We start from the raw sequence: 22,032 nt of genomic DNA, 5'->3' as shown, positions 1-22,032 counted from the left end.
TCTATCCGGCCACCGACGCGCCCGGCACGATTACACCCTCAAATGCGATGAGCCGCTTAACAGGAGAACCCCTTTGCGCCAACAGAAACTTCCGATACCCCTTAGGGTCTGGGATGCTGCGGAGATTTCGGACAGCGGATTTGATGGTTTTTCCTACGCTGCCGATGCCAGCTGTTGGTAACTGTAATGGACTTCATTAGGCCGGCGGTAATCAAGGGCCGAATGCCGGCGGCGGGAGTTGTAGAACCCCTCGATATAGGCCGCGACGTCGCGCTTGGCACGGGTAATCGTGGGATAGACAGTGCGGTGGACACGCTCGTTCTTCAGCGCAGAGAAGAAGGTTTCGGCCTGGCTGTTGTCCCAGCACACACCAGTGCGGCCCATCGAGGAGCGCATCCCCAGCCCGGCCACCAGCGCCGTGTAAGCAGCCGAGGTGTAGACACTGCCCCGGTCGCTATGGAAAATCGCCTCCGGCTCGATCACGCTCGTGGCCGCGGCGTTGCGCAAAGCGGACTCCACCAGCTCGGCTCGCATATGATCAGCTACCGCCCACCCGACGATTTTCTTCGAGTAGCAGTCGATCACTGTCGCCAGATAGGCGAAACCCTCCCACGTATGGATGTAGGTAATGTCTCCGACGAATTTGACGCCGGGTTTGCCGGCGCTGAAGTCCCTTTTCACCAGGTCCGGGATCTTCGCGGCGGCCTCGGCATCGGCCTCGGTGGTGATCCGGAACGGGCGCGGCTGGCAGGGCACCAGGTCCTCATCGCGCATGATCTGCCGGACCAGTTCCGGGGAGCATTCCGTGCCCTCGCCGGCCAGGTCTAGAGATTGTAGACGCGGCTGGACAATCGACAGAGAATGAGTGGGCGACGACTTTAGGCAAGGACAAGTTACTATCAATAAATTCCGGTCTCGAAGATCTTTTCGAAGCCACCCTGCAAACTAAAGTCACCTCATCGGATGATCAGGCTTAACGATCTCTCAGGAATCGCCTGACGCAGTACGTCGTTACTGTGCTCAAAATTAGGGGATCTCGATTCTACAATAGGATCGAGACGAGTCCTTTAATAACGGAACCAATGCCGCCGAGCATGGCAATCGATATGACCAGCCTTTGCGCCAAAATTGGTTGGATGATTCTAGCAAGGCGATCGCCGATTAATAGTCCCAGCGCTAATGAGCCTACGCAAGCGAACCAAAGTAAACGCGATAAGTCGGGCCAGCTTTGAGTGTCTGCAGACACTATCAAAGCAATTGAAATAGTAGTTACAGCAATGAAGTAAGGCTGGATAGTGGCCACAAACTTAGCATGTGACCAACGATTCAGTAACGCGTAAATCGATAACGCCGGTCCTCCGACGCCGGCGGTGATGGTCATAACACCCGATGCTAAGCCTGCGCCGAGTCCGATCGCACGGCCATGGACTACAAACCGTTTATGTACAAGGGTAAGAAGCGTCAGCGCAATCAGAACAGAAGAACCAATAATTATCTCGAGCGTTTCAGTTCTCACTACTGTCACTATAAATAAACCCGCGATAATACCGGGCACCGCTCCCGCAGTAAGCAGGGCAAACCTTTTCCACTCGACATCCCGCCATGCCCGCACCCAAACATAACTTGACGCAACGGCACTACACAGATTAACAAGAAGCACCCCCGCAGGTGCGCCCAAAACTAAAACAAGATAGGGCGAGGCTACTAGAGCAAAGCCCATACCTGTTACACGTTGGGAGATCGCGCCCACTAGTATCGTGACAACAATTACTAGTGGGATTAAAAAACCGTCCATAGAGCGCGTCCTAGCTAGAGTTTAAGCGGAATCTACCACCTCCGGAATTGCTGGTTGCTGGATCAGCCGCTTACAGTCTGAAACTGATCTGCCCTGCGTTTTTCGGACACCTATTTGATGGGTTTTCTTTAGGCTGCGGTGGCCATGCTGGAGTCCAGCATAGTGGACTTCGGCAGGTCGTTGGTAATCTAACGCTGAGTGACGTCTGCGGGTGTTGTAGAAGCCTTCGATGTAGTGGAACACGTCGCGTTTGGCGTGGGCCTTGGTGGGATAGACGGTGCGATGGACGCGTTCGTTTTTCAACGCAGCGAAGAAGGATTCGGCTAAACTGTTATCCCAGCATTATCCGGCTAATGAGCCGGGACCCTGGCGGTTAGCCGGTTAAGGATTCAGCTTTTTCGGGAGGTCAGTTTCCGGAGTTGTTCTTCGTGGCGCCGCACGCTGGTGGCGAGTGCGTCGAGTGCTGCGCGGAGGGTGGCGATCTCGTCGGTGAGGCCGGTGAGGGTGTCGCTGGCGGCGGCGCGGTGACGGTTTTCCTCGATGATGGCCCGGATTATTGGGTTCCGGTAGAGAGTGGTGCGGCCCAGACCTGTGCGGGCGGCAACGGCGGTGAATGTCACTGCCTGTCCGTTCCGGAGGAGCTCGGCGCAGGCGCGCTCGACGCTGTTGAGGGTGTTCGTGTTCGTCATCCTGTGGTGGCCTCGCTGATCAGTTTGTCGAGTCGTGTGATGAGCTGTTTGTGTCGCTCGGCTTCGGCGATCCAGCCTCGTTGTTCGGCGTCCCGGGCGAGTGCGTCTGCATCAACGCGTTGCGCGGCAAGGATCGGCAGCGAGCTGGGCTCGGTGTGGAAGCTGGGGCAGTGCTCGCAGATATTGGCGTAGGCGCAGGCGCCTTGGGCGGGTGCCCTCAGGCAGAACCCCCCGGCCATGCGGGACTTCAGCAGTGGGGTGTCCTTCCAGTCTTTTCCGCCGGTGATGTCTCTGAGCGGCAGGCTGGTTCTGCCGGTGGCGGGTGTGAGTGCCTGTTGTTTGGCCAGATCGAGGGCTCGTTCGTACTCGCTGCGGACGGTGGCGTCGAACAGCCGTCCGTAGCGCAGGCTCATCTCTGCGGACATGTGACCGAGGAGAGCCATGAGGGCTTGCAGCGAGTCTCCGGCGTTGACCAGGGCGGTGGCGTAGGTGTGGCGAAGCTGGTGCGGGGTGATGTGTTCGAGCCCGGCGAGACCGGCGGCGCGGTCGAGTTCGGCGCGGACCGCGTTTTGCCCGAGCCGTCGTCCGTGGTGGGTGAACAGGAACTGGGCCGGGCGTCGGTAACGCGGGTGTGGCAGCGGCCGCCCGTGCGATCTGGTGTGGGTTATGTGGTCGATCAGTTCCAGGATCTCTTCATCGAGGGGGACCATCCGCTCGGTGTCCAGTTTGCCGAGGGGGACCTTCAGCCAGCTGCCGTGGCCGGGGACTTCGTGGACGCAGTCCAGTTCAAGGTCGAGCAGTTCCCCGATCCGCAGCCCGCAGGCACGTTGCAGTCGCAGGGCGGCCGCGGCCAGTTCGTTTCCCGGGGACTTGGTGAGGATCTGTGTGAGGCGGCGGTCGATGTCGACGGGCAGGTAGCGGGGCAGTGTTTGCGGGAGCCTGGGGATGTCGTCACGGAACAGCAGCTTGCGCGGTGGCGCTTCGGGCCAGTCCCACTCCGTGATGTCGGTCAGGAACCCCATCAGCGCGAGCACCCGCCGCGACCGGTCGGCCACGGTGATGCTCTCACCGTTTTTGGTGTTGAGGACATCGGCCATGCTGGTCAGGTAGGGCTCGATGTGCTTGCGTCGATCGAGGGCAGCGACGGAGTCCAGATCAGGGTCGATACCGGCCAGGAACTCACCGAAGTGCTTGAGCCGGGTCGCGATCGTTGACACGGTCTTCGGCCGGCAGGTCGCGCGCTTGCGGTCCAGGTAGGCGATCATCGCTGTCCGGATCGGCGGACGCACCTGGGCCAGCCGCTCGGCGAACGGGACTGGGCCGCCGGCGCGCGGCAGTTCATCAAGGACGCCGAGGTGGAACAGCACCCGTTGGGCGTTGCTTGCCGCGGCCAGGTAGTGGTGGTGGCCCTTGCCGGTGCGTCCCTGCCTGTCATGGCAGGCTGCGGTGAACTCGGCCAGATCGGCCAGGGTGAGCTGTTCCAGGCGCAGTCCGGTTTGGATGAGGAGCCTAACCGGCACCTGGGAGCCGGTGGCGAACCGGACCCGTTCGGTGAATCCCAGGTCGGCGGCTGCGGTCATGAACCGGTCAAGGTCGGCTGCCAGCGGGGAGTCTTGGACCTCGCGCCAGATGCTGGAGAGCTTGCGTTCAAGCAGGTAGTCATAGCCGGGCCGCAGGCCTTGGTGCAGCATCAGGAAGGTGATGATCGGCCGGGTAGCTGACCCGGCGGACAAGCGCACCTGCAGCGGCTCGGCCGCCCATCGCCCGGGGTCCGGCCACCGCTTGAAGAACGTGCTGGCCGCTGTTGAGTATGCGGTGTTTCCCCGACCGGTCCGACTCAGGTAGTCCAGGTAAGCGGTGTGCGGGTCACTGTTGGGAACGGATGCGATCGCGAGCGGCATCGAACTCTGCTTTCACGTGGGCCGGAGCCAGATGGATGTAGCGGGCCGTGGTGTCGACGTGGGCATGGCCGAGCAAGGCCTGCATCACCGCCAGATCGACGCCCGCCTCGGCCAGCGCGGTCCCGAACGTGTGCCGCAAGGCGTGCGGGTGACCGCCAACGATTCCGGTCACGCAGCGGTGGTAGCGGAAGACCGTGCGCAGCCCGGCAGCGGTGAGCGGCTGGCCACGGTTCGGCCCCTTGGCAACGAGAAACAGGCGTGCACTGACCGATTCGGGCCGCTCGGCCAGCAGATACACCTAGATGACGGAAGCAACATCCGCGTCAAGCGGCACCCGCCGCTCCCGCTGTCCCTTGCCGAGCACCTGCAGCCACCGGCCGCCGATGTCGACGTCCGTGATGCTCAGTGCCAGCACCTCGGCCGAACGCAACCCGCAATAGAGCATCAAGCCCGCGATCGCCCGGTCCCGCCAGGTGCGAAAACCTGCCAGCAGCTCGGCCGCATCGGCCTGGGACAGCGCCTTGGGCAGCCGACGGGGCTCGCGCAGCCGGAGTGAGGAGCGGTTCTTCGGCCGCCGGGCGGTATGCGCCAGCATCCCGCTCCGCTCACCGGGTGCGACCCAACGTGCTACCCGGCCCTTGGGGACCGGGTTCTTCATCTCCGGGTCCCGCATTCCGGCGAAGGCGAACAGACCTGAGATCGCGGCCAGCCGACGGTTGATCGTCGTCGCGGCGTACTGATCCAACCGGCGCCCCGACAGCCTGATCACATTCGGTCCCGCCCTCCCCGGGACCTGGGCATCACGGCAGGCACGCAGGAATAGAAGCAGCACCTCCGTGCTCACCTCGGCCAGCGGATGCCCGGCGATCAGAAGCCACCGGCAGAACGCCAGCAGGTCATACCCGTAGGAACGCACCGTCTTGGGCGAGTAGTTCCTGTCCGTCAGATACGCAAGGTACTCATCCACGAGCTTGAACTGGGGCGCGTCCTGACCGGCCAACGCCCAGCCGCCGTCACGCTCCGCAAGCGAAAGACCGCAATCGCTGTTCATGAAGAACAGATGTACCAGTAGTGATCCACATCACAGCGAAAGCCTGGTGGCATGGCGTGTCGCCGACCTGCCGAAACGATCACATTAGCCGGTTAAGAGGGAGACGCCGGTGCGGCCCATCGAGGCCCGCATCCTATGACGGGCTAAAGCGGCCTGAAAATTCTTGGATGAATACTGTGCTCCCTTGTCAGAGTGGAAAATTGCGTGTGGTTGGATGATGGTGGTGGCCGCAGCATTGTCTAATGCCTGGGTCACTAAAGTGTCGCGCATGTGATCAGCCATCGAGAAGCCGACGACTTTTCTGGAATAGCAATCAATGACCGTGGCCAGATACATGAAGCCTTGCCAGGTCTGGATGTAGGTGATGTCGCCGACAAATTTCTGCCCCGGGGCGGTGGCGCTGAAGTCTCGTTGCACCAGGTCAGGGATCGCTTCAGCCGCTTGGGCATCGGGGTCGGTGGTGACTCGAAACGGGCGCGGCTGACAGGCGATCATCTGTTCTTCGGCCATGATCTGGCGGACGAGTTCCAAACTTACTGGGGTGCCTTCCGCCACCAGATCAGCGTGGACTCGCCGGTACCCATAGGTCTGCTCGGAGTCATCAAAGAAGTACCGGATGCGCGCGGTGAGCGCTTCGCGGCGGGCCGCGGTGGCCGACTGCGGCCGGGACCGCCAGTGATAATACCCCGACCGAGACACGCCCAACCAGGCGCACATATTGGCTATCGTCCAGTACGGCAGAGCAGTGTTTTTGTGGGATTCAATGAATTCGTACTTGGCCACTACTGTGGATCCCTCGCGAAGTACGCTGCTGCTTTTTTTACGAACGACAACTCCGCTTTGAGCTCTTGGACTTCCCGTTCTAGCGCTTGTTCGCGGGCCGTTGTACCCGTTGTGGCACTGCTCCCGGCATCGTCGTGGCCGTGAGTTTGACGGTATTTTTTGATCCAATTGCCCAACGATTGGGCAGCGATGCCATATTCCCGAGCGACCTCGGCAATGGGCTTCGAAAATTCAATGACCTCTTCAACCAATTGGTCTTTGAACTCCTGGGTGTATTGACAGCGTGGAGTCGACATATCCTAACTGAGTCTCACTTTCGGTATGACCCTCAAGTTTAGTCAAAACCAAGAGGGCCCGTGTCCGAAATCCATAGAGCAGGTCATTGTTCCCGATTGCGGTCGGCCCGTTGGCCGCTTGGATGGTGGTGTTGTACTGCGTGCCGATGTGCTGGCCCACGGCGGCGTCGACGGCGGCTTTCTTCGGCAGCTCGGCCAAAGGAGTTTCCGCGGTCAGGTCGGCGAGAACGTCGACGAGCTGAGTGCGGATCTGCCCCAGGACACCGGTGAGTACCGAGCCTGGAAGCGAGTATGACATCCCCACGATCTGCTGGAACGGGCCGAGTGAGTCATTCCAGACCGTCTGGGCGTAGGCCAGTCCCGCGTTGGTAAATGAAAGTGAGGACTTTCCTGCGAGACTTTCTAACTCCTCGACGGGCTGACGAAGCGGGAACGACTCAGGCACTCCTTTCTGCGCCTCCAGAGGCAGCTGGAGGCGATCGAAGGTCTGGCCCCTGGCCCAGGTGTTCCCGCTGATCGAGTCCACTTTGATCGGCAGCGACGGCAGCAGCCGATAGCTGGGCACGTCGACGTCCCCGTCGTATCCGTTGAGCTCGTATCGGGCCCACTGCCGCAGGGACTCGGAACCCGTCTCGGCTCCGAGCAGTAGGCACTTACGCAGGAGTCCGGCCAGAGGCTCGGATTCGTCGAGGATGCGCTCCCTCAGGGAGCTGAGCAGGGTGTTCGTCATTTTAAGGTCCTTCAGCGTGAGCGGCGCAAGGCAAGTCAAACCTGAATCTACATGGAGCCTCCGACAGTTAGGACCGGACGGCGTGGCTCGCCTCCGCCCACGACACGTTCTTCCACAGCGGAGCGAAAGAAGGTGGCCGGCCGAAGGATCTGACCTAATGGATGGTCGGCGCGTTCGCTTCATTGCGGTAGCCACCGGTATCCTCCGTGGCATGACAGCAAAAATTACCGAAGGTGAATGGACCCCCCTCGCCGGAGCAATCCCAGATAACGTGCAGCCGGACAAGGTCTACGTCATTCCCACGAGGAAGCCAGTGGATGACGACGGGGATAATATTCCGCGCTACACAGACAACGTGCGGTACCTGCCTAAGGCCGCCCGCGCCGCAGGCATCCCCGTGGAATTTTCGACTCCCGAGGGCACGCGAAAGTATCTGCAGGAGTTCAGTATCGACCCGGAGATGTGGGCGCTCGGCCTCACTCTCGTGACCGTGACCAGCGACTGGCTCATTTTCACCGTCGAGCAGTTCATCAGCCATCGCGCAAAGGCACAGGGATGGACCGACGAGGTGGTACGGGAACTGCCCCTCAAGGTGTCCATCGCCGAAACCAGCACGACACGGAATATCGAGATCGAGGGCAGCGGTGCCGACGTCCTCGAAGCTCTGCGGGTCCTCAAGCAGCAGTCCCTCGACCAGCCTGGCGATGGCCGCAGTGTCCGGAGATAAGGGTCGACGTTTCACAACGATGGTCATGCAATGGGGACCGATCCCACCATCGGGTGGACCGCGCCGAGACCGTTACCTCGACGTAAACGGGAGGGAGTCATTGCGAACCGCCGACGAGTCCTACGCGGCGGCCCTGGCGGCCCTTGGCAAGCGCGCTGATGAGATACCGGCGATGCATATGCCGTCGGTAACGGATGACGACGCGCTTCGTCGAGAAGTGCAGCGGCAGAAGCGCTCCGAGTGGCTCGACTTTTCGGCGACGGTCGACCAGGAAACGCTTAACGCGGTTGAGCCAATGATCCGGGGATCGGAGTCCGCAGCCGTAGCCGCGCTGAACTACCTCGAGGATCACGAGCTCGCGGAGGTCGCTCACACGGCAATACATCGGGCGGCCTTCATGCGACGCGGTTTGTACGGTTGTCACATCGTGTTGCGCGATGATGACGAGTTCTGGACGAACTGTTCGATCAACATGTCTCACTTGCGCGCTGGAATGTCCGCCGGGCTTATCAGCGACTTCGAGTGCTCGATTTGTGGGCGGATGGTCGAGGACTGCGACCACAACTTGGGCGAAGTTTACGACAAGACCGCCTCGCGCGACGACGAGGATTTGTGTTCGATCTGCAGGGCAACCGAGTGCGAGCACCAGGTCGGGGAGACTTACGCGACCGCGGCCTACGCGAACGCGCGCAACGTCATTCCCGAGGAAGTGTCGATGGTAGCGCGGCCGCGTTACCCGCAGGCGCGCATAGTAGAGAAGTCGATCGACTTAGGACCAGAGGATCCGCGAGTCCGCCGTGCCGCCCAGCACAATAATCTGAACTGCGACGCGTGCCTTGGCCCGTGCAAGGGCTTCAACGACATGCGGACTTGGGAGGAACGCCGGGGAAATGTGACAGAGACCGACGACGACGATTACGTGGTCGACAACCTCGGCTCCTAGCCGCGTCTCACAATCCTAAGGATTCAAGGCTTCTCGTCGACCCGGCCGCCTCGGCGGCAGCAATTCTCGTCTCCCCGTATTGCCTATACAAGGTACCGGTAGACGGTGGCACGGGAGACCCCGAGCATCCGACCGATGTCGGAGGCGCTGACTCCTTTGCCTTTCAGTTCCCTGGCCCGGGCAGCGGCAGCATCGTCCACCTTGCGTGGTCTGCCCCCATGGCGGTTGTTGGTCGCGGCCGCGGCGAGTCCTGCCCTGGTGCGCTCGATCATCGTGTCCCGCTCCAGCTGCGCGAATGCGGCCATGATCGTCAACATGGCGATACCCATCGGTCCGGTCGTGTCCAGCCCCTCGGTCAGGGACCGGAAACCCGCTCCCCGTTCCCTGATGTCCTCGATAACGTCCAGGACGTGCCGGGTGTTGCGCCCCAATCGGTCGAGCTTCCAGACTGTGAACACGTCTCCTCCTTCAATCCGGTCCAGGGCCTTGGCGAGCTGAGGACGCTCTACCGTGGATCCACTGACGCCAGTGTCGGCAAATGTCCGGACTGCGCCGGCAGCCTGGAGTGCCGTGAGCTGGAGATCAAGGTTCTGCTCCGCCGTCGAAACCCTCGCATACCCGATTACAGCCATGGCCGCCCCGCTATTCTCTTAATCCCGATCAATTTTCCGTTGTGAGACTACATGTTGTTGGACGGGTTTTGAGACAGCGAAGGTCCGTGTCGAACCGCGGAATCCTGTCAGATTCAGAAGTCGTCTGCACGGAATGTCAGAAGTCGTCTGCACTTTTCGGACATAGCGCTGATTCATGAGGTTCCCGAGCCGTCCTCCAGGGTTTATTCCTGCTCTTCGGGGCTTCGGCTTGGCGTTGGACCGCGAGAGTTTCTGATCGCTTCTGCGCTGTGGGGCGTTCCCGACAAGTGGGACGTAGTACGGGAAGTGGAAGGGGTTTAGCCTTGTTGTAACGGTGATGGATCCCGCCGGGACCGGTTGTTTGCCGGTTCGGACCGCCGAGGTGGCTGATGGGTCCTGCCCCGAATACGGAGGGCGGGTCATTCGCATGACTGGAAATCGAAACGGGCCCGGCACCCTGGAGACGCCCGAATGGGACAACGTCACCGGCGCTCTGTTGCCGGTTGGTCCGCTGGAATTGTCGGCAGAGGAAGTGCGTCAGCTCTGGTCTTTTATCCATGGGGACATCATGGACGGGAGCATGCGCCGTCTTCTGCGCTCTTCCCTCGGGTTGTGTCCCCGGCACACATGGGCCTATGCGGTCGTGGAGATCGAACTCTGGCAGGCCGGCGCCGGTGCCCGGGGCGGCCACCAGCCCTTCGACGTCACGGTTCTCTACGAGGATCTCTTGGAACACGTCGCGGCCGGGTTGGTTCGAAAAGGCTCGCTGCTGCACCGGCATCCGGACGAGGTGCTCCTGCCGGTGGGGCCGTGCAGGATCTGTGAGGACATGGCTTCCCCGTCCCTGCCCGGATTGCGGATGGGTTACGCGAACTCCAACACCGAGGCCCTCACCGTTGAAGCGAACGGGCTGGCACACACGACAGCCTGGTGCAGGGAGACATTCCCGCTGTGGCGGGACAGGGTCTGCCCCGCCTGTGATCCTGAGACGCCGAAAGGGGCCGGCGATCCGGTGCTGTTGTGCCGTTTCCACTTGACGGTGCGGCGTCCGTTACCGGAGCAGCTGCGTCACGCAGTGGCCTCGCGGTTGCGGGAGATCAGGGGACGGATGCGGCACCTGACCGACTCGATGACGGACTACGGCGCCCCTGTTGGGCATGAGGAGAATGCGTCCTGGATCGAGGCCATTGGCTTCTTTGCCGGCTGGGGCCTGCCCCTGTACCTGGCCAGCAACCCGCGGGCGGCGGAACCCGGTCCGGAAACGACAGGAGCCGGGCGCAGCGAGTGAGCGCGTCATATGCTGGCGGGCACCGCCGCTGTGCCTGTAGTCTCTGTTCACGGTGATGGATCCCGCCGGAACAGCCCGCACGTAAAGTGCGGGGCGTTCGAACCGCCTCCTGGCTGATGGTTCCTACCTTTGCTGATACGAAGGTAGGTGGCCCATGCCCGCACCCGGCACCCTGATCCTGCTTCGCCACGGTCAAAGCGTCCTGAATGCCCAGGACCGGTTCACCGGTCTGCTGGACCCGCCGCTGACCACAGCTGGCATAGGCGAGGCTGAGGCAGCCGGGAGGCTCATGGCTTCCGCTGACTTCCACCCGGATGCCGTTTACACGTCCACCCTTTCCCGTACCCGGGACACAGCCCGCATCGTCCTGGCTGTGCTGGGTCAGGCTACGACGCCGGCCACAGCGGCGTGGGAAATGAATGAGCGTAGCTACGGCTCCCTCACCGGGCGGAACCGCAGCGAACTGCTGAGCGAGCTCGGGCCGGAAGTCTTCCACTTCTGGCGCCGCTCCTACTACGGGGCTCCCCCGCCGATGCCACGGGCCGAACTCGCAGCGATCCGGCGCAGCCCGGCTATGGCAGGGCTGCCTCCCGAAGCCGTCCAAGCCACCGAGTCCCTTTGTGGAGTCGTCAAGAGGGTCAGGACGTTCTGGCACCAGCATCTTCGCCCCCGGCTCCGTGCCGGGGACCAGGTGCTCGTCATCGCTCATGGAAACTCTCTACGGGCACTCTGCCGGGTCCTGGACGTGCTCTCGGAAGCAGAAGTCGAGTCACTTAACATTCCCACCGGCCAACCCTTGCTCTACCGATTCACCCCCTCCCTGATGCCGCTGGTACGGGGCGGGCAGTACCTGAACCCGATGGCGGCGAAGACCGCCGCCGCCCTGGTCGCCGCCGCCGGTGGGACCTGACCTGAGGACGAGGAAATGGAGAAAATCGTCATGCAAGAACTTCACATCACCGGGGTGCGTGCCCTGCAGATCCTGGACTCCCGCGGTTATCCCACTGTGAAAGTCTGGCTCACGACGGCGGACGGCACAGTGTCGGCCGCTTCGGCCCCGTCGGGGGCGTCCACCGGTGCCCATGAGGCGGTCGAGTTGCGCGACGGCGGGCCGGAATACTCCGGCAGGGGCGTACAGAAGGCCGTGGCGAACGTCCGCGGTGAAATCGCCGAGCTGGTGACCTCCCGGAGCTGGGCAAGCCTGACCGATCTGGATCACGCTCTTATATCTTTGGATGGCACACCCGGCCGCTCACGGCTGGGGGCAAACGCGATCGTGGCGGTCTCCATGGCCGCCGCCCGGGCCTTCGCAGCCACGGCCGGAACCCCGCTGCACGTCTGGATCGGCCAAAGCCTGGGCCGGGCCGGGCGGCTGCCCGTGCCGCACTTCAACGTCCTGAACGGCGGAGAGCATGCGGCCAACCCGCTGGAATTCCAGGAGTTCATGATCGCCCCCGCCGGGGCGCCGTCGTTCGCTGACGGGGTGCGCTGGGGATCTGATGTTTATCATGCGCTGTCCCGGCGGCTGCGCAAACAGGGCCTCTCGACCGGACTCGGCGATGAGGGCGGGTACGCCCCTGACATCGCCCGGCCCGAGGAGGCACTGGACTTGATTGTGGCCGCCATTGGCGACGCCGGTTATGCCCTCGGGCGGCACGGGGTCGCGATCGCCCTGGATCCGGCGGCGAACTCCTTCTACGCCGGGGGCACCTACACGGTTGCGGGACGGGCCTACACCCCGGAGCAGATGATTGACTACTACGACAGGCTCATCACCGACTACCCAATCTGGAGCCTCGAGGACCCCCTCGCCGAAGACGACCCCGAGGGGTGGCCGGCACTGACCGCTGCCCTCGGAAGCCGGGTGCAGGTGGTCGGCGATGACCTGTTCGTCACCTCCGCGGATCGGGTCCGGGAGGGTATCCGGACGGCGTCCGCGACCGCCGTGCTGATCAAACCCAACCAGGCCGGAACCGTGAGCGAAACCTTCGACACGCTCGCGGCCGCCTTCGGGGGAGGTTTCGGGGCGATGGTTTCGCACCGGTCCGGGGAAACCGCCGATACGTTCGTCGCGGATCTCGTCGTGGGATCCGGTTGCGGGCAGCTGAAATCCGGGGCACCGGCCCGCGGGGAACGCGTCGCCAAATACAACCGGCTCCTGGAGATCACCGACGAGTATCCGGAGCTCCCTTACGGGCCCGCCGGCACCCACCTCAACGACCAGTAGACACCGCCACGTTAGGAACGCCCATGAATGAGCCCGCAAAGGAACCCCGGCCCGGCACCGGACCCGTAGCCTATGTCCCCCGGAAGATCACCGGGCCGGTGCTGATGGGGGTGGTCCCGGGCCAGCCCCTGGCCGTGGCACACCGCGCCGCGGAACTGGCCTACAGCCTGGACGTGAAGCTCATCTGCGCCTACGTGGACGTCACCACCTACCTCGCCGAGGAACCCGACGGGCGGATCGAGGCACGGCCGATTGATCCGGACGGCATCGATGACGACATCGAAGGCATCGCCGCCGCCATCAGGGAACGCCTCCAGGACGCCCTGGACGGAACCGGTATCGATTGGTCCTTCGCGACCCTCTCCGGGGAACCGGCCCGAGCGCTGGGACGGCTGGCCGAGTCCACGGATGCCTCGGTCATCGTCGTAGGCACGCGAGAACGCGGCCTCGGCGCCCGTCTCGAGGAGGTGCTGGTCGGCTCCGTCGCGGTCCATCTCACCCACCGCCAGCACCGCCCCGTGCTAGTCGTCCCGCTCGCCCCGCACACCAGACACCCCCGGCAGGAGGGCCACCACTGATGGAACCGCGCATCCCGGAGATCACAGCAACCGACCCCCCTTCGGCAGGACCCGACACCACGGCCATGGACCGGTTGCCCATCGACAGCGACCCTGAACAGGTAGTGGCGGATGACGCGGACGCCGGGACCCTCGGCGAGGTGAGCGCACACCGCCCGGTGCACCTGCACCCCGGGTTCGTGCTGGTCGTCATCACCGGAGGCGTGGTTGGGGCCCTGGCCCGTTACGGTCTCAGCATTGTCCTGCCCGCCCCGGGCGGGTGGCCGCTGCCCACCCTGATCATCAACCTGGCCGGGGCATTCCTGCTCGGGGTCCTGCTCGAGGCGTTGGTCCGCCGCGGCCCCGACACCGGCAGGCTCAGGGTGATCCGACTGCTCGCCGGGACCGGGTTCATGGGCGCCTTCACCACCTACAGCACCCTGGCCCTGGAAACGAACACCCTGCTCGGCTCCGGACGGACCACCGATGCTTTGATCTATGTGGCTGCCTCGCTGCTGGGCGGCACTGTCGCGACGGTGGCGGGGATCCGGGCTGCCGCCGGCCACCACACCCGGATGACCACCCGGCGCCGGGACGCGACCCTCCGCCCCGACCGGCAGGAAGGCCATCAGTGAACGTCCTGACCATTCTGCTGCTGGGCCTCGCAGGCGGCCTCGGCGCCGGAACCCGCTTCGTCGTCGACGGGCTGGTCCGCTCCACAATCCGCGCCGCACTGCCCATCGGCACGATCGCTATCAACGTCACCGGATCCTTCCTATTGGGACTCGTCGCCGGGTTCGTGATAGCCCACGCCGCCCCGGTCGAGCTGCAGACCATCGCCGGTACCGGATTCCTGGGCGGATACACGACCTTCAGCACGGCCAGCTTCGAGACCGTACGGCTCATCCAGTCCCGCCGGACCGGGCTGGCCCTCCTGAACGGGATCGGCACCGCCGCCGCCGCCATCGGCGCCGCAGCCGCAGGCCTCGCGGCGGCAAGCCTCCTATGAAACCGGCCAGCCACGGAACCATCTCCACGAACCAGCCCAAGGAGAAGCAGTGCCGGAAATGAATCAAGACCACCTCAGCACGGACGGAACACCGAAAACCCGCCTGCACAGGCTCGGACCCATGGGCTTCGTGCTGGCCTTCGGCGTAGTCAGCATGCTCGCCGACGTCGTCTACGAAGGAGCCCGGTCCATCACGGGACCGTTCCTGGCCACCCTCGGCGCGTCCGCGGTCATGGTCGGCTTCATCACCGGCTTCGGGGAAGCTGTGGCCCTCGTGCTGCGCCTGGGCACCGGCCCCCTGGCGGATAGGACCCGCAAATACTGGCCGCTGACCATCGCCGGTTACGCCCTGACCGTGATCGCTGTCCCCTTCATGGCCCTGACAAGCTCACTGTGGCAGGCCTCGGCCTTGGTCATCACGGAGCGTTTCGGCAAGGCAGTTCGCACCCCGGCCAGGGACACCATGCTCTCCCACGCAGGGGCCGAAATGGGCCGCGGAAAAGCCTTCGCCATCCACGAGGCCCTCGACCAGTCCGGGGCACTGCTGGGGCCCCTGCTCGTCGGACTCATGGTCGCCGTCTCCGGTTTCCAACTCGGATTCGGTGTCCTCGCCATCCCGGGTGCAGCGGCACTCGTTGCCGTGATCCTGCTCCGCCGGGCCGCGCCCGATCCTGCACGCTACGACACACACACGGTCAGCGAACCAGCCCCCGCACCCGGGCAGGTACGGGTCCGGGTCCCGTTGCCGGCCCGGTTCTGGTGGTACAGCGCCTTCACCGCCGTGTCGATGTTCGGGTTCTCCACCTTCGGGGTTATCTCCTACCACCTGGAAGTCCAGAACGTGATGCCCTCGGCGCTGATTCCGGTGACCTATGCGGTGTCCATGGGCGCAGCAGCGCTGGCAGCCCTGGGCTCCGGGGCGCTCTATGACCGGATCGGGCTGCGCGGGCTGCTCATCGCCCTTCCGCTGACCGCGGCCGTCCCTTTCCTGTCCTTCAGCAACACGCCCGTCCTGGTCTGGGTTGGTGCCGTCGTCTGGGGAGCGGCCCTGGGCATTCACGAATCCACCCTCCGCGCCGCCGTCGCAGACCTCGTCCCCTCCGCCACCCGGGGCACCGGATACGGCATCTTCACCGCCATCTACGGCATCGCCTGGCTCGCCGGATCCACCATCATCGGAGCCCTCTACTCAACGTCCCTCACCGGGCTCATCATCTTCACCATCGGCACCCAGCTCGTCGCGCTGATCGCCTTCATCCCGTTGCTCAAATCCGTGCCCGCGCCCACGCAGGGACCCGCTGCGTAGCCGGGCGCGGACTGCCTGATGACGCCGGCGCCCCGTAGACTATATGAAGGTGAGCCGGGAAGTCTGGTCGGCAGTATTTTTTGTCGACCTAACTTTTAGGAGTCCTTCATGGGCCAGAAACTCCCCTCACCGCCGCCCCGGTTCACCATCTTCGGACGGGGCAGTTACGCGGAGTCATTGCGCATCGGCGAGATCCTGCGCAAAGAAACCGTCGGCGGCGTGCTCCTGGTGGCGGCCGCCGCCATCGCGTTGATCTGGGCCAACTCTCCGGTGTCCGAGAGTTACTTTGCCCTCCGGGACTTCAAGATCGGCTACGAGCCATGGCACCTGCAACTGAGCCTCGGCGCCTGGGCCGCAGACGGGCTGCTGGCCATTTTCTTCTTCCTAGTAGGCCTGGAACTCAAACGGGAATTCGTCGCCGGAGACTTGCGCCAGCTCAATAAAGCGATCGTCCCGGTCACTGCCGCCGTGGGCGGCGTGGTGGTCCCCGCACTCATCTACGCCGCTATCAACATCACGAGCCCCGAGACGCTTCGCGGTTGGGCCATCCCCACCGCCACTGACATAGCGTTCGCTGTCGCCGTTCTGGCCATTATTGGCTCGCACCTGCCCAGCGCCCTGCGGATCTTCCTCCTGACCCTGGCCGTGGTCGATGACCTCCTCGCCATCAGCATCATCGCGTTCTTCTACACCACCGAAATCCAGACCGGGCCGCTGCTGTGGGCACTCATCCCGCTGGCCCTCTACACGTTCCTGGCACAGAAATACCGGCGGTTCTTCAAGATGAAAGCCCCTGCGGCGTGGCTGATCCTTTTGCCGTTAGGCACGCTCGCGTGGGCGCTGGTGCACGCCTCGGGCGTCCACGCCACCGTCGCCGGCGTGCTGCTGGGGTTCGCCGTCCCCGTCCTTCGTTCCAAGGCCAGCGGCGGTCCGGACGCGGGCCCCGGCCTTGCCGAAGTCTTCGAGCACAGGTTCCGCCCGATCTCCGCCGGTGTTGCCGTACCCGTGTTCGCGTTCTTCTCCGCCGGCGTGGCCGTCGGCGGCTGGGACGGTCTGGTCTCGGCGCTGACGGACCCGGTGGCCGCCGGCATCATCCTGGCGCTGGTCCTGGGCAAGCCGGCCGGAATTCTCGGAACCACCTGGCTCCTCACCAAGTTCACCAGAGCGCGACTGGACAGCACCTTTAAATGGATAGACGTGCTCGGGGTATCACTCCTGGCGGGCATCGGATTCACCGTCTCGCTGCTCGTGGCCGAACTGAGTTTCGGCAACGGAAGCCTGCACGATGATCATGCGAAGGTGGGTATCCTCACAGCGTCCGTCCTGGCCGCACTGCTGGCTGTCGCCGTGTTGCGGACCAGGAACCGGCAGTACCGGCAGGCCCACGAAGCGGAGCTGATCGATTCAGACCACGACGGCATCCCCGACGCCTACGAACCCCGGAATTCCTCCTGACCGTTCCCATCGATACCATCCCGCGGACGATCGCTCAGCGAATCTACGAAAGATCAGGGCCAGCCGGACAGATTCCGCGCTGGACGCGCGGATGCAGAGCAGACGCAGAGCAAGAATACTCCCAGAGCACCGACGGCAAAGGGGAGCTAGCCGGTCACGCCTCCTGCCGCCGAGGCTGTGCCTGGGGCATGGGCTTCGGTTCATGCCAGGAGGGGGCCTCGTGGTTGCGGTCCGCCGCCCATTCGGTCCTGCCAGCGTTGGCTGCAATCGCCGAGAATCCTGGCGGCTTCCTCAGGCGTGCCCCAGCCCAAGACGTGGGCGCGGGTTCCGGGCTGGAGGTCCTTGTAGTGATTGAAGTGGTGGGTGATCTGTTCCTGCCACCTGGTACCGAGATCTTCGATGGTGCGGATACGGTCCCCCTCGTCGCGGTCATCTGCCGGGACTGCGACGATCTTATAGTCCATATCGTCCCCGTCGCGGAAGTTCAGGACGCCCAGAATCCGGCCGCGCACGACGAGCCCAGTGGGCAGCGGTTCGCGGGTCACGCACAGAATGTCCAGTTCATCGCCGTCCTCGTCCAACGTTTGCGGGATGAATCCGTAGTTCACCGGTTTAGCGAAAATTCGCGGGTCTACCCGGTCTAGGTGGAAGAGGCCCGTGGTGCGGTCCCATTCGATCTTGTGGCTCGATCCCATCGGAATGTCAATAACACCGATGACCAGGCCACGGTTGTAGTCCCCGCACCCGAGGAGGGCGTTGTAGTCAGTCATGAGAGCACCCCATGTCGGCAACCTGGGTCGATGCAGGGCGAGAGTCTTTACGGTCCGCTTGGGGACGCTCATCCCGCACATGTGGGGCGGTGGCGAAATTAGGCATAGTTCTCCGTCTGTGCGTGGCACTAAACAGGAACTATCAGCCGGGTGCGGCGGTTCGGACGGTGGCCCGCCCCGGCGAGATCCATCACCGTCCCTGTAATCAACCACATGACGAGGCCCGCTGGCAACAACTTGCCCGCCGTGTCATCACGGCGAGCCATGGGGGATGCTTACAGCTGCCCGGGCCATGCCCGGTCTTAGTGCACGTGGAGCTTCCTGCCTCGCGGACCGATTTTCTGGACAGGCCAGCCGGGGAACGTGCGGGACGACAGACTTTCGCGGGCTTGCCCGTTCGAGCCGCCGGCTGTGGGCACGTATGTCGGGGAGCGGAACCGAACAGGGCGGAGCTACGTGGCGGCGATGATCCCGAAGCCAAGAAGCGCCGCGAGGACGACGCCGAGCCCGATGCGGTATCCGATGAAGACCGTGATGCTGTGTTTGGCGACCAGGCGCAGGAGCCAGGCGATCGATGCGTACGCAACGATGAAACTAACGGCAGTACCGACGATGGTGGGTATCCAGCCAACCGTCGCACTGATCTCCCCGGCCTGGGTAAGACCCTCGTAGGCTCCGGCGGCGGTGAGCGCGGGGATGGACAAAAAGAACGAAATTCTGGTGGCCGCTACCCTGTCCAGATCCCGGAATAGACCGGCGCTGATGGTTGCTCCGGAGCGGGAGATGCCGGGAATGAGAGCGATGCACTGCATGAGGCCGATGACCAGCGTGTCTTTGAGGGTGACCGCCCGCTCGGGGCGTGTCTGCCGGCCCGTCCGTTCAGCCGCTGCCATGACGATGCTCCAGCCGATGAGGGCGGCAACGACAACCCAGAGGTTCCGCAGAGACCCGGCGATGAGATCCTTGCCGAGAAAACCGATCACACCGATCGGAATGGAACCGATAATTACGTACCAGGCGAAACGGTAGTCGGGATGGGTGCGGGCTTCGGCCCGGCGCAGCCCCTGGGCCCAGGCGAGGAACAACCGGGCAATATCGGCTCGGAAATACACGACGACGGACAGGATCGCACCGACCTGGATGATCGCCGTGAATGCTGTTACTCCGCCGTCGTCGACCTGCAGACCGAGGAGCTTCTCAACGATCGTCAGATGTCCGGTGCTGGAGACGGGCAGGAACTCAGTCACTCCTTCGACGACACCCAGGACGATTGCTTGAAGCAGGTTCATTCTTTCGCTGATCACTTTCCGGCCCAAAAAGGACCAGCCTCAGTTGACGGATCGAAGTGGAGCCGGTGAAACGCTACCTGATCCCGGTCCGGCCCGTCATATCGCACCAGGGGGCAGCCAGAACAGGAGCCGACATCGTCCGTGGGCACTCAGCGGCAGGGGGCGTGCGCAAGGGAGCCGCGAATAAACCTATCGGGAAAGAAGCCTTTCGCCATCCGGCCGCAGCTCTCCTGAGGGCGAAACATGACGGTACAAGGTTTGCCGCGTGATGCCCAGCTCGGTGCAAAGTTCGCCGACTTTGGTGCCTGGTCGGCCCATGGATGCCATGGCGAGCCGGAGTTTCGCGGGGGTCATCTTGTAGGGACGTCCGCCGTTCCTGCCGCGGGCGCGGGCGGCGGCGAGGCCGGCAAGGGTTCGTTCGGAAATGAGTTCACGTTCGAACTCGGCAAGGGCGGCGAAAATTCCGAAGACGAGCTTCCCTGACGCGGTGGTGGTGTCGATCGCAGCGCCCTGGCCCGTCAGGACCTTGAGCCCGATTCCCCGTTCGGTGAGGTCGTGGACGATGTTGACCAGGTGCCGCAGGTCTCGGCCGAGCCGATCGAGCTTCCAGACCATGAGGGTGTCGCCGTGGCGTAGAGCCTTGAGGCATGCTGCGAGCTGGGGCCGGTTATCCTTCGTTCCGGATGCCATGTCTTCGTAGAGCAAACCGGCGTCGACGCCGGCGGCCAGGAGCGCGTCCCGCTGCAGGTCCGTGGCTTGGGATCCGTCTGCTTTCGAGACGCGCATGTATCCGACCAGCACCGATTTCTCCTCTGTCATCTATACGTTCGTTTAAGTGACAGCAGACCCCCTGACCGATTCGAATCGGAACGTGTCACTTAACCCGTTACGTATTCTAAGTCAGGCAAAGGGTCTATCTCATTCTGTTTGTGACAAGAACTCGAGGGGGATCTGAAGCTCGGCGAAGGCGTCTTTGAGACCGCCCACGAATTCCTCGCTGCGGCACCCGTACCGTGCGAAGTCGAAGAGGTGCTTCGCGACCACGGGATCCGTTTTGGCTGCCGCGATGCATGCGTCCAAGGTAGTCGTCACTGTGTTCCAGAGCTCGTCCAGCGTCGGCTGGTGCGTGTCCGCTCCTGCTGTAAGTGGTCCGGGCGGGGTCCCGCTGCTGATCGGTGTCTTCGGTTCGGGGCGCAGAAGGTGCCCGGAGGTACCGAGGACGGTCAGAGTGCCATCTTCGATCATTTCCATCGCGGTGGCAGCGGCTTTGAGCAGTTGCAGCTGTCGGGTCCAGTGGAGGGTCTCGAACGGTTGCCATGAGTGCAGGCCGGCCCGGAACGGGTGGCCGCAGTGGTCCCAGACCCGGCGCACATCCTCCAGTTGCCGGCCGTATCGTCCCTGGGCCGTGCTGAGTTCGTCCAAGAGGGTCCGCAGCAGCCGGAACCAGACTCCGGCATGAACAGAGCGCCGGGGTAGGTCCACGGATCCTGTTGCTATTGCCTGCCAGGTGCGCCGGTCCATCAGGAACAAAGGGTCCGGGAATTCCCGCTGGTCCTCGGCGGAGGTTGTCCACTTGATGTAGTCAGCAGGGTGTCCTTCATAGGTCTCGAGCCGGTGTCGGTGTACCGGGCAGCTGGCCATGAGCGGCAATTGCCAGAAGAGCAGTATCGTCGGGCCGGACTTCAGGCATTCGCGGCATCCCCGCAGCACCCGGGTTTCCGCGAGCCATGGCAGCCACTTCCGCGGTGTGTAGATTTGGCGCCGCGTCGGTGGCAGGAGTACCGAGAACTGGTGCACATAGGTTGCGTAGGCATCGGGTGCGGGGGCGAGGGAGTCGAAGAGCCATGGCACCCAGCCGGCCATGGTCATGGCCTGTACGCGGTGCTGGTCGAGGCCCGTGCGCTTGGCGAGCTCGTCGAGGAGGTCACGTGGCGGGTCCAGATCCAGCTCTGCGTCGCTGAGTTCCCGGTGGCCGAGTGCGTGTTCGAGCAGCTGGTGGGAGTACATGCCGTAGCTGCTCGCCGTCCGCCGCAGCCAGGAGGACAATGATTCCGTTGCTGCAGGTGCCGGATGAAGGGGCCAGCGCTCCGGCGGCCTCACATCAGTTCGCGTTCGAACAAGCGGCGCCGTTCGGTGGGTCCTGCATAGTCGGCCATGACCAGGGTCCGACGATTGATGCGCTCTTCACCGCTTTCCACGGCGGCGATCGCCGCGGTCGTCAGAAGCCGGGCGAGTTCGCCAATGGTTCCCTCACTTCGGGCGAGTAGATACTGCGCCATATCGGCGGTAGCGATGTCCGAGGCTCGCTGCAGGGGCAGGGCGGCCGCGAAGCTGGCCAACAACGACAGAGTGTCCTCCCCCGTCTTCCACAAGGGAAGGACGATGGGTTCAAACCGGTTCTCCAGCTGATCATCGGAACGAACGGCAAGATATGCCTCCCGCGTTCCGACGCCGACGATCGGGATGCGCAGCTCGTTGCCCAGGAATCGCAGGAGGTTGAGGAACTCCCGGCGGCTGTTGCCTTGCCCTGCGAGGATATTGTGCAGCTCGTCGATGACGAGCATGCGCACTCCCGTCAAGCGCA

General features: G+C 63.5%; 22 protein-coding genes, 3 pseudogenes and 3 riboswitches. Of the genes and pseudogenes, 10 read left to right on the top strand and 15 right to left on the bottom strand.

Annotated features, from left to right (window positions below; all coding sequences use genetic code 11):
• Window positions 1-153: 153 nt before the first annotated feature.
• From OCL88_RS18980 to OCL88_RS18940, 9 genes and pseudogenes are all read right to left on the bottom strand, one after another.
• Window positions 154-825, bottom strand: a pseudogene (locus OCL88_RS18980) (IS3 family transposase); the annotation flags it as partial.
• A gap of 217 nt (window positions 826-1,042) precedes the next feature.
• Complete coding sequence (locus OCL88_RS18975; RefSeq protein WP_264963544.1) at window positions 1,043-1,795, bottom strand: sulfite exporter TauE/SafE family protein; 753 nt, start codon at window positions 1,793-1,795, stop codon at window positions 1,043-1,045.
• 168 nt (window positions 1,796-1,963) lie between these two features.
• Window positions 1,964-2,137, bottom strand: a pseudogene (locus OCL88_RS18970) (integrase core domain-containing protein); the annotation flags it as partial.
• A gap of 47 nt (window positions 2,138-2,184) precedes the next feature.
• Window positions 2,185-2,484: a DUF6262 family protein gene (locus tag OCL88_RS18965; protein ID WP_264963543.1), complete on the bottom strand. Its 300-nt coding sequence runs from the start codon at window positions 2,482-2,484 to the stop codon at window positions 2,185-2,187.
• A complete protein-coding gene (locus OCL88_RS18960) occupies window positions 2,481-4,385 on the bottom strand; it encodes a tyrosine-type recombinase/integrase (RefSeq protein ID WP_264963542.1) in 1,905 nt (634 codons plus the stop codon). Before OCL88_RS18960 ends, OCL88_RS18965 begins: the two co-directional genes overlap by 4 nt.
• Window positions 4,351-5,436: pseudogene (locus tag OCL88_RS18955) on the bottom strand (tyrosine-type recombinase/integrase). The gene OCL88_RS18960 and the pseudogene OCL88_RS18955 overlap by 35 nt, the downstream one beginning before the upstream one ends.
• Window positions 5,437-5,520: 84 nt before the next feature.
• Complete coding sequence (locus OCL88_RS18950) at window positions 5,521-6,219, bottom strand: IS3 family transposase (protein WP_264963541.1); 699 nt, start codon at window positions 6,217-6,219, stop codon at window positions 5,521-5,523.
• On the bottom strand, window positions 6,219-6,470 hold the full coding sequence (locus OCL88_RS18945; RefSeq protein WP_264963540.1) for a transposase: 252 nt from the start codon (window positions 6,468-6,470) through the stop codon (window positions 6,219-6,221). The genes OCL88_RS18950 and OCL88_RS18945 overlap by 1 nt, the downstream gene beginning before the upstream one ends.
• A complete protein-coding gene (locus tag OCL88_RS18940; RefSeq protein ID WP_264963539.1) occupies window positions 6,463-7,245 on the bottom strand; it encodes a hypothetical protein in 783 nt (260 codons plus the stop codon). Before OCL88_RS18940 ends, OCL88_RS18945 begins: the two co-directional genes overlap by 8 nt.
• A gap of 211 nt (window positions 7,246-7,456) precedes the next feature.
• Here OCL88_RS18940 and OCL88_RS18935 point away from each other — a divergent pair, with 211 nt between their 5' ends.
• Together OCL88_RS18935 and OCL88_RS18930 are read left to right on the top strand one after the other, a co-directional pair.
• Window positions 7,457-7,972 carry a hypothetical protein gene (locus tag OCL88_RS18935; RefSeq protein WP_264963538.1) on the top strand — a complete coding sequence of 172 codons (516 nt, stop codon included), beginning with the start codon at window positions 7,457-7,459 and terminating at the stop codon, window positions 7,970-7,972.
• Window positions 7,973-8,072: 100 nt separating this feature from the next.
• Window positions 8,073-8,915: a hypothetical protein gene (locus tag OCL88_RS18930; protein ID WP_264963537.1), complete on the top strand. Its 843-nt coding sequence runs from the start codon at window positions 8,073-8,075 to the stop codon at window positions 8,913-8,915.
• Between the two features lie 83 nt (window positions 8,916-8,998).
• Here OCL88_RS18930 and OCL88_RS18925 read toward each other — a convergent pair whose 3' ends face one another.
• Window positions 8,999-9,547 carry a recombinase family protein gene (locus OCL88_RS18925; RefSeq protein ID WP_264963536.1) on the bottom strand — a complete coding sequence of 183 codons (549 nt, stop codon included), beginning with the start codon at window positions 9,545-9,547 and terminating at the stop codon, window positions 8,999-9,001.
• Window positions 9,548-9,871: 324 nt separating this feature from the next.
• A riboswitch (Fluoride riboswitch) is annotated at window positions 9,872-9,953 on the top strand.
• Window positions 9,954-9,974: 21 nt separating this feature from the next.
• Here OCL88_RS18925 and OCL88_RS18920 point away from each other — a divergent pair.
• From OCL88_RS18920 to nhaA, 8 genes are all read left to right on the top strand, one after another.
• Window positions 9,975-10,835, top strand: coding sequence for a hypothetical protein (locus tag OCL88_RS18920; protein WP_264963535.1), 861 nt, complete (start codon window positions 9,975-9,977; stop codon window positions 10,833-10,835).
• Window positions 10,836-10,877: 42 nt separating this feature from the next.
• A riboswitch (Fluoride riboswitch) is annotated at window positions 10,878-10,968 on the top strand.
• A 21-nt stretch (window positions 10,969-10,989) separates the two neighbouring features.
• Complete coding sequence (locus OCL88_RS18915) at window positions 10,990-11,745, top strand: 2,3-bisphosphoglycerate-dependent phosphoglycerate mutase (protein WP_264963534.1); 756 nt, start codon at window positions 10,990-10,992, stop codon at window positions 11,743-11,745.
• Between the two features lie 15 nt (window positions 11,746-11,760).
• Window positions 11,761-13,062 carry a phosphopyruvate hydratase gene (eno, locus tag OCL88_RS18910; RefSeq protein WP_413775471.1) on the top strand — a complete coding sequence of 434 codons (1,302 nt, stop codon included), beginning with the start codon at window positions 11,761-11,763 and terminating at the stop codon, window positions 13,060-13,062.
• A gap of 23 nt (window positions 13,063-13,085) precedes the next feature.
• A complete protein-coding gene (locus OCL88_RS18905; RefSeq protein ID WP_264963533.1) occupies window positions 13,086-13,640 on the top strand; it encodes a universal stress protein in 555 nt (184 codons plus the stop codon).
• Window positions 13,640-14,254: a fluoride efflux transporter FluC gene (locus OCL88_RS18900; RefSeq protein WP_237429449.1), complete on the top strand. Its 615-nt coding sequence runs from the start codon at window positions 13,640-13,642 to the stop codon at window positions 14,252-14,254. Before OCL88_RS18905 ends, OCL88_RS18900 begins: the two co-directional genes overlap by 1 nt.
• Window positions 14,255-14,259: 5 nt before the next feature.
• Window positions 14,260-14,628, top strand: a complete 369-nt coding sequence (locus tag OCL88_RS18895) for a fluoride efflux transporter FluC (RefSeq protein WP_237430582.1) — start codon at window positions 14,260-14,262, stop codon at window positions 14,626-14,628.
• A gap of 58 nt (window positions 14,629-14,686) precedes the next feature.
• The gene (locus OCL88_RS18890) at window positions 14,687-15,934 is read left to right on the top strand and encodes an MFS transporter (protein WP_237429448.1); all 1,248 of its coding nucleotides are present in this window, start codon (window positions 14,687-14,689) and stop codon (window positions 15,932-15,934) included.
• 108 nt (window positions 15,935-16,042) lie between these two features.
• Window positions 16,043-17,389, top strand: a complete 1,347-nt coding sequence (gene nhaA, locus OCL88_RS18885) for a Na+/H+ antiporter NhaA (RefSeq protein ID WP_237429447.1) — start codon at window positions 16,043-16,045, stop codon at window positions 17,387-17,389.
• 200 nt (window positions 17,390-17,589) lie between these two features.
• On the opposite strand, the gene OCL88_RS18880 is transcribed toward nhaA, so the two are convergent.
• The 5 genes from OCL88_RS18880 to OCL88_RS18860 form a co-directional block, all read right to left on the bottom strand.
• On the bottom strand, window positions 17,590-18,159 hold the full coding sequence (locus OCL88_RS18880) for an inorganic diphosphatase (RefSeq protein ID WP_264963532.1): 570 nt from the start codon (window positions 18,157-18,159) through the stop codon (window positions 17,590-17,592).
• Window positions 18,160-18,285: 126 nt separating this feature from the next.
• Window positions 18,286-18,363: riboswitch (Fluoride riboswitch) on the bottom strand.
• Window positions 18,364-18,611: 248 nt separating this feature from the next.
• The gene (locus tag OCL88_RS18875; RefSeq protein ID WP_264963531.1) at window positions 18,612-19,448 is read right to left on the bottom strand and encodes an undecaprenyl-diphosphate phosphatase; all 837 of its coding nucleotides are present in this window, start codon (window positions 19,446-19,448) and stop codon (window positions 18,612-18,614) included.
• A 189-nt stretch (window positions 19,449-19,637) separates the two neighbouring features.
• Window positions 19,638-20,249 (bottom strand): recombinase family protein, encoded by a 612-nt coding sequence (locus OCL88_RS18870; RefSeq protein ID WP_237430581.1) that lies wholly within the window; start codon window positions 20,247-20,249, stop codon window positions 19,638-19,640.
• 117 nt (window positions 20,250-20,366) lie between these two features.
• The gene (locus tag OCL88_RS18865) at window positions 20,367-21,548 is read right to left on the bottom strand and encodes a TniQ family protein (protein WP_264963530.1); all 1,182 of its coding nucleotides are present in this window, start codon (window positions 21,546-21,548) and stop codon (window positions 20,367-20,369) included.
• On the bottom strand, window positions 21,545-22,032 hold a 488-nt coding region (locus tag OCL88_RS18860; protein ID WP_264963529.1), incomplete at its 5' end, for a TniB family NTP-binding protein. The genes OCL88_RS18865 and OCL88_RS18860, both read right to left, overlap by 4 nt.

The organism is Paenarthrobacter sp. PAE-2, assembly GCF_026013155.1.
Lineage (GTDB): Bacteria > Actinomycetota > Actinomycetes > Actinomycetales > Micrococcaceae > Arthrobacter > Arthrobacter ureafaciens.
The sequence above is the reverse complement of the archived record's forward strand: the minus strand, read 5'-3'. Positions and strand labels throughout refer to the sequence as shown.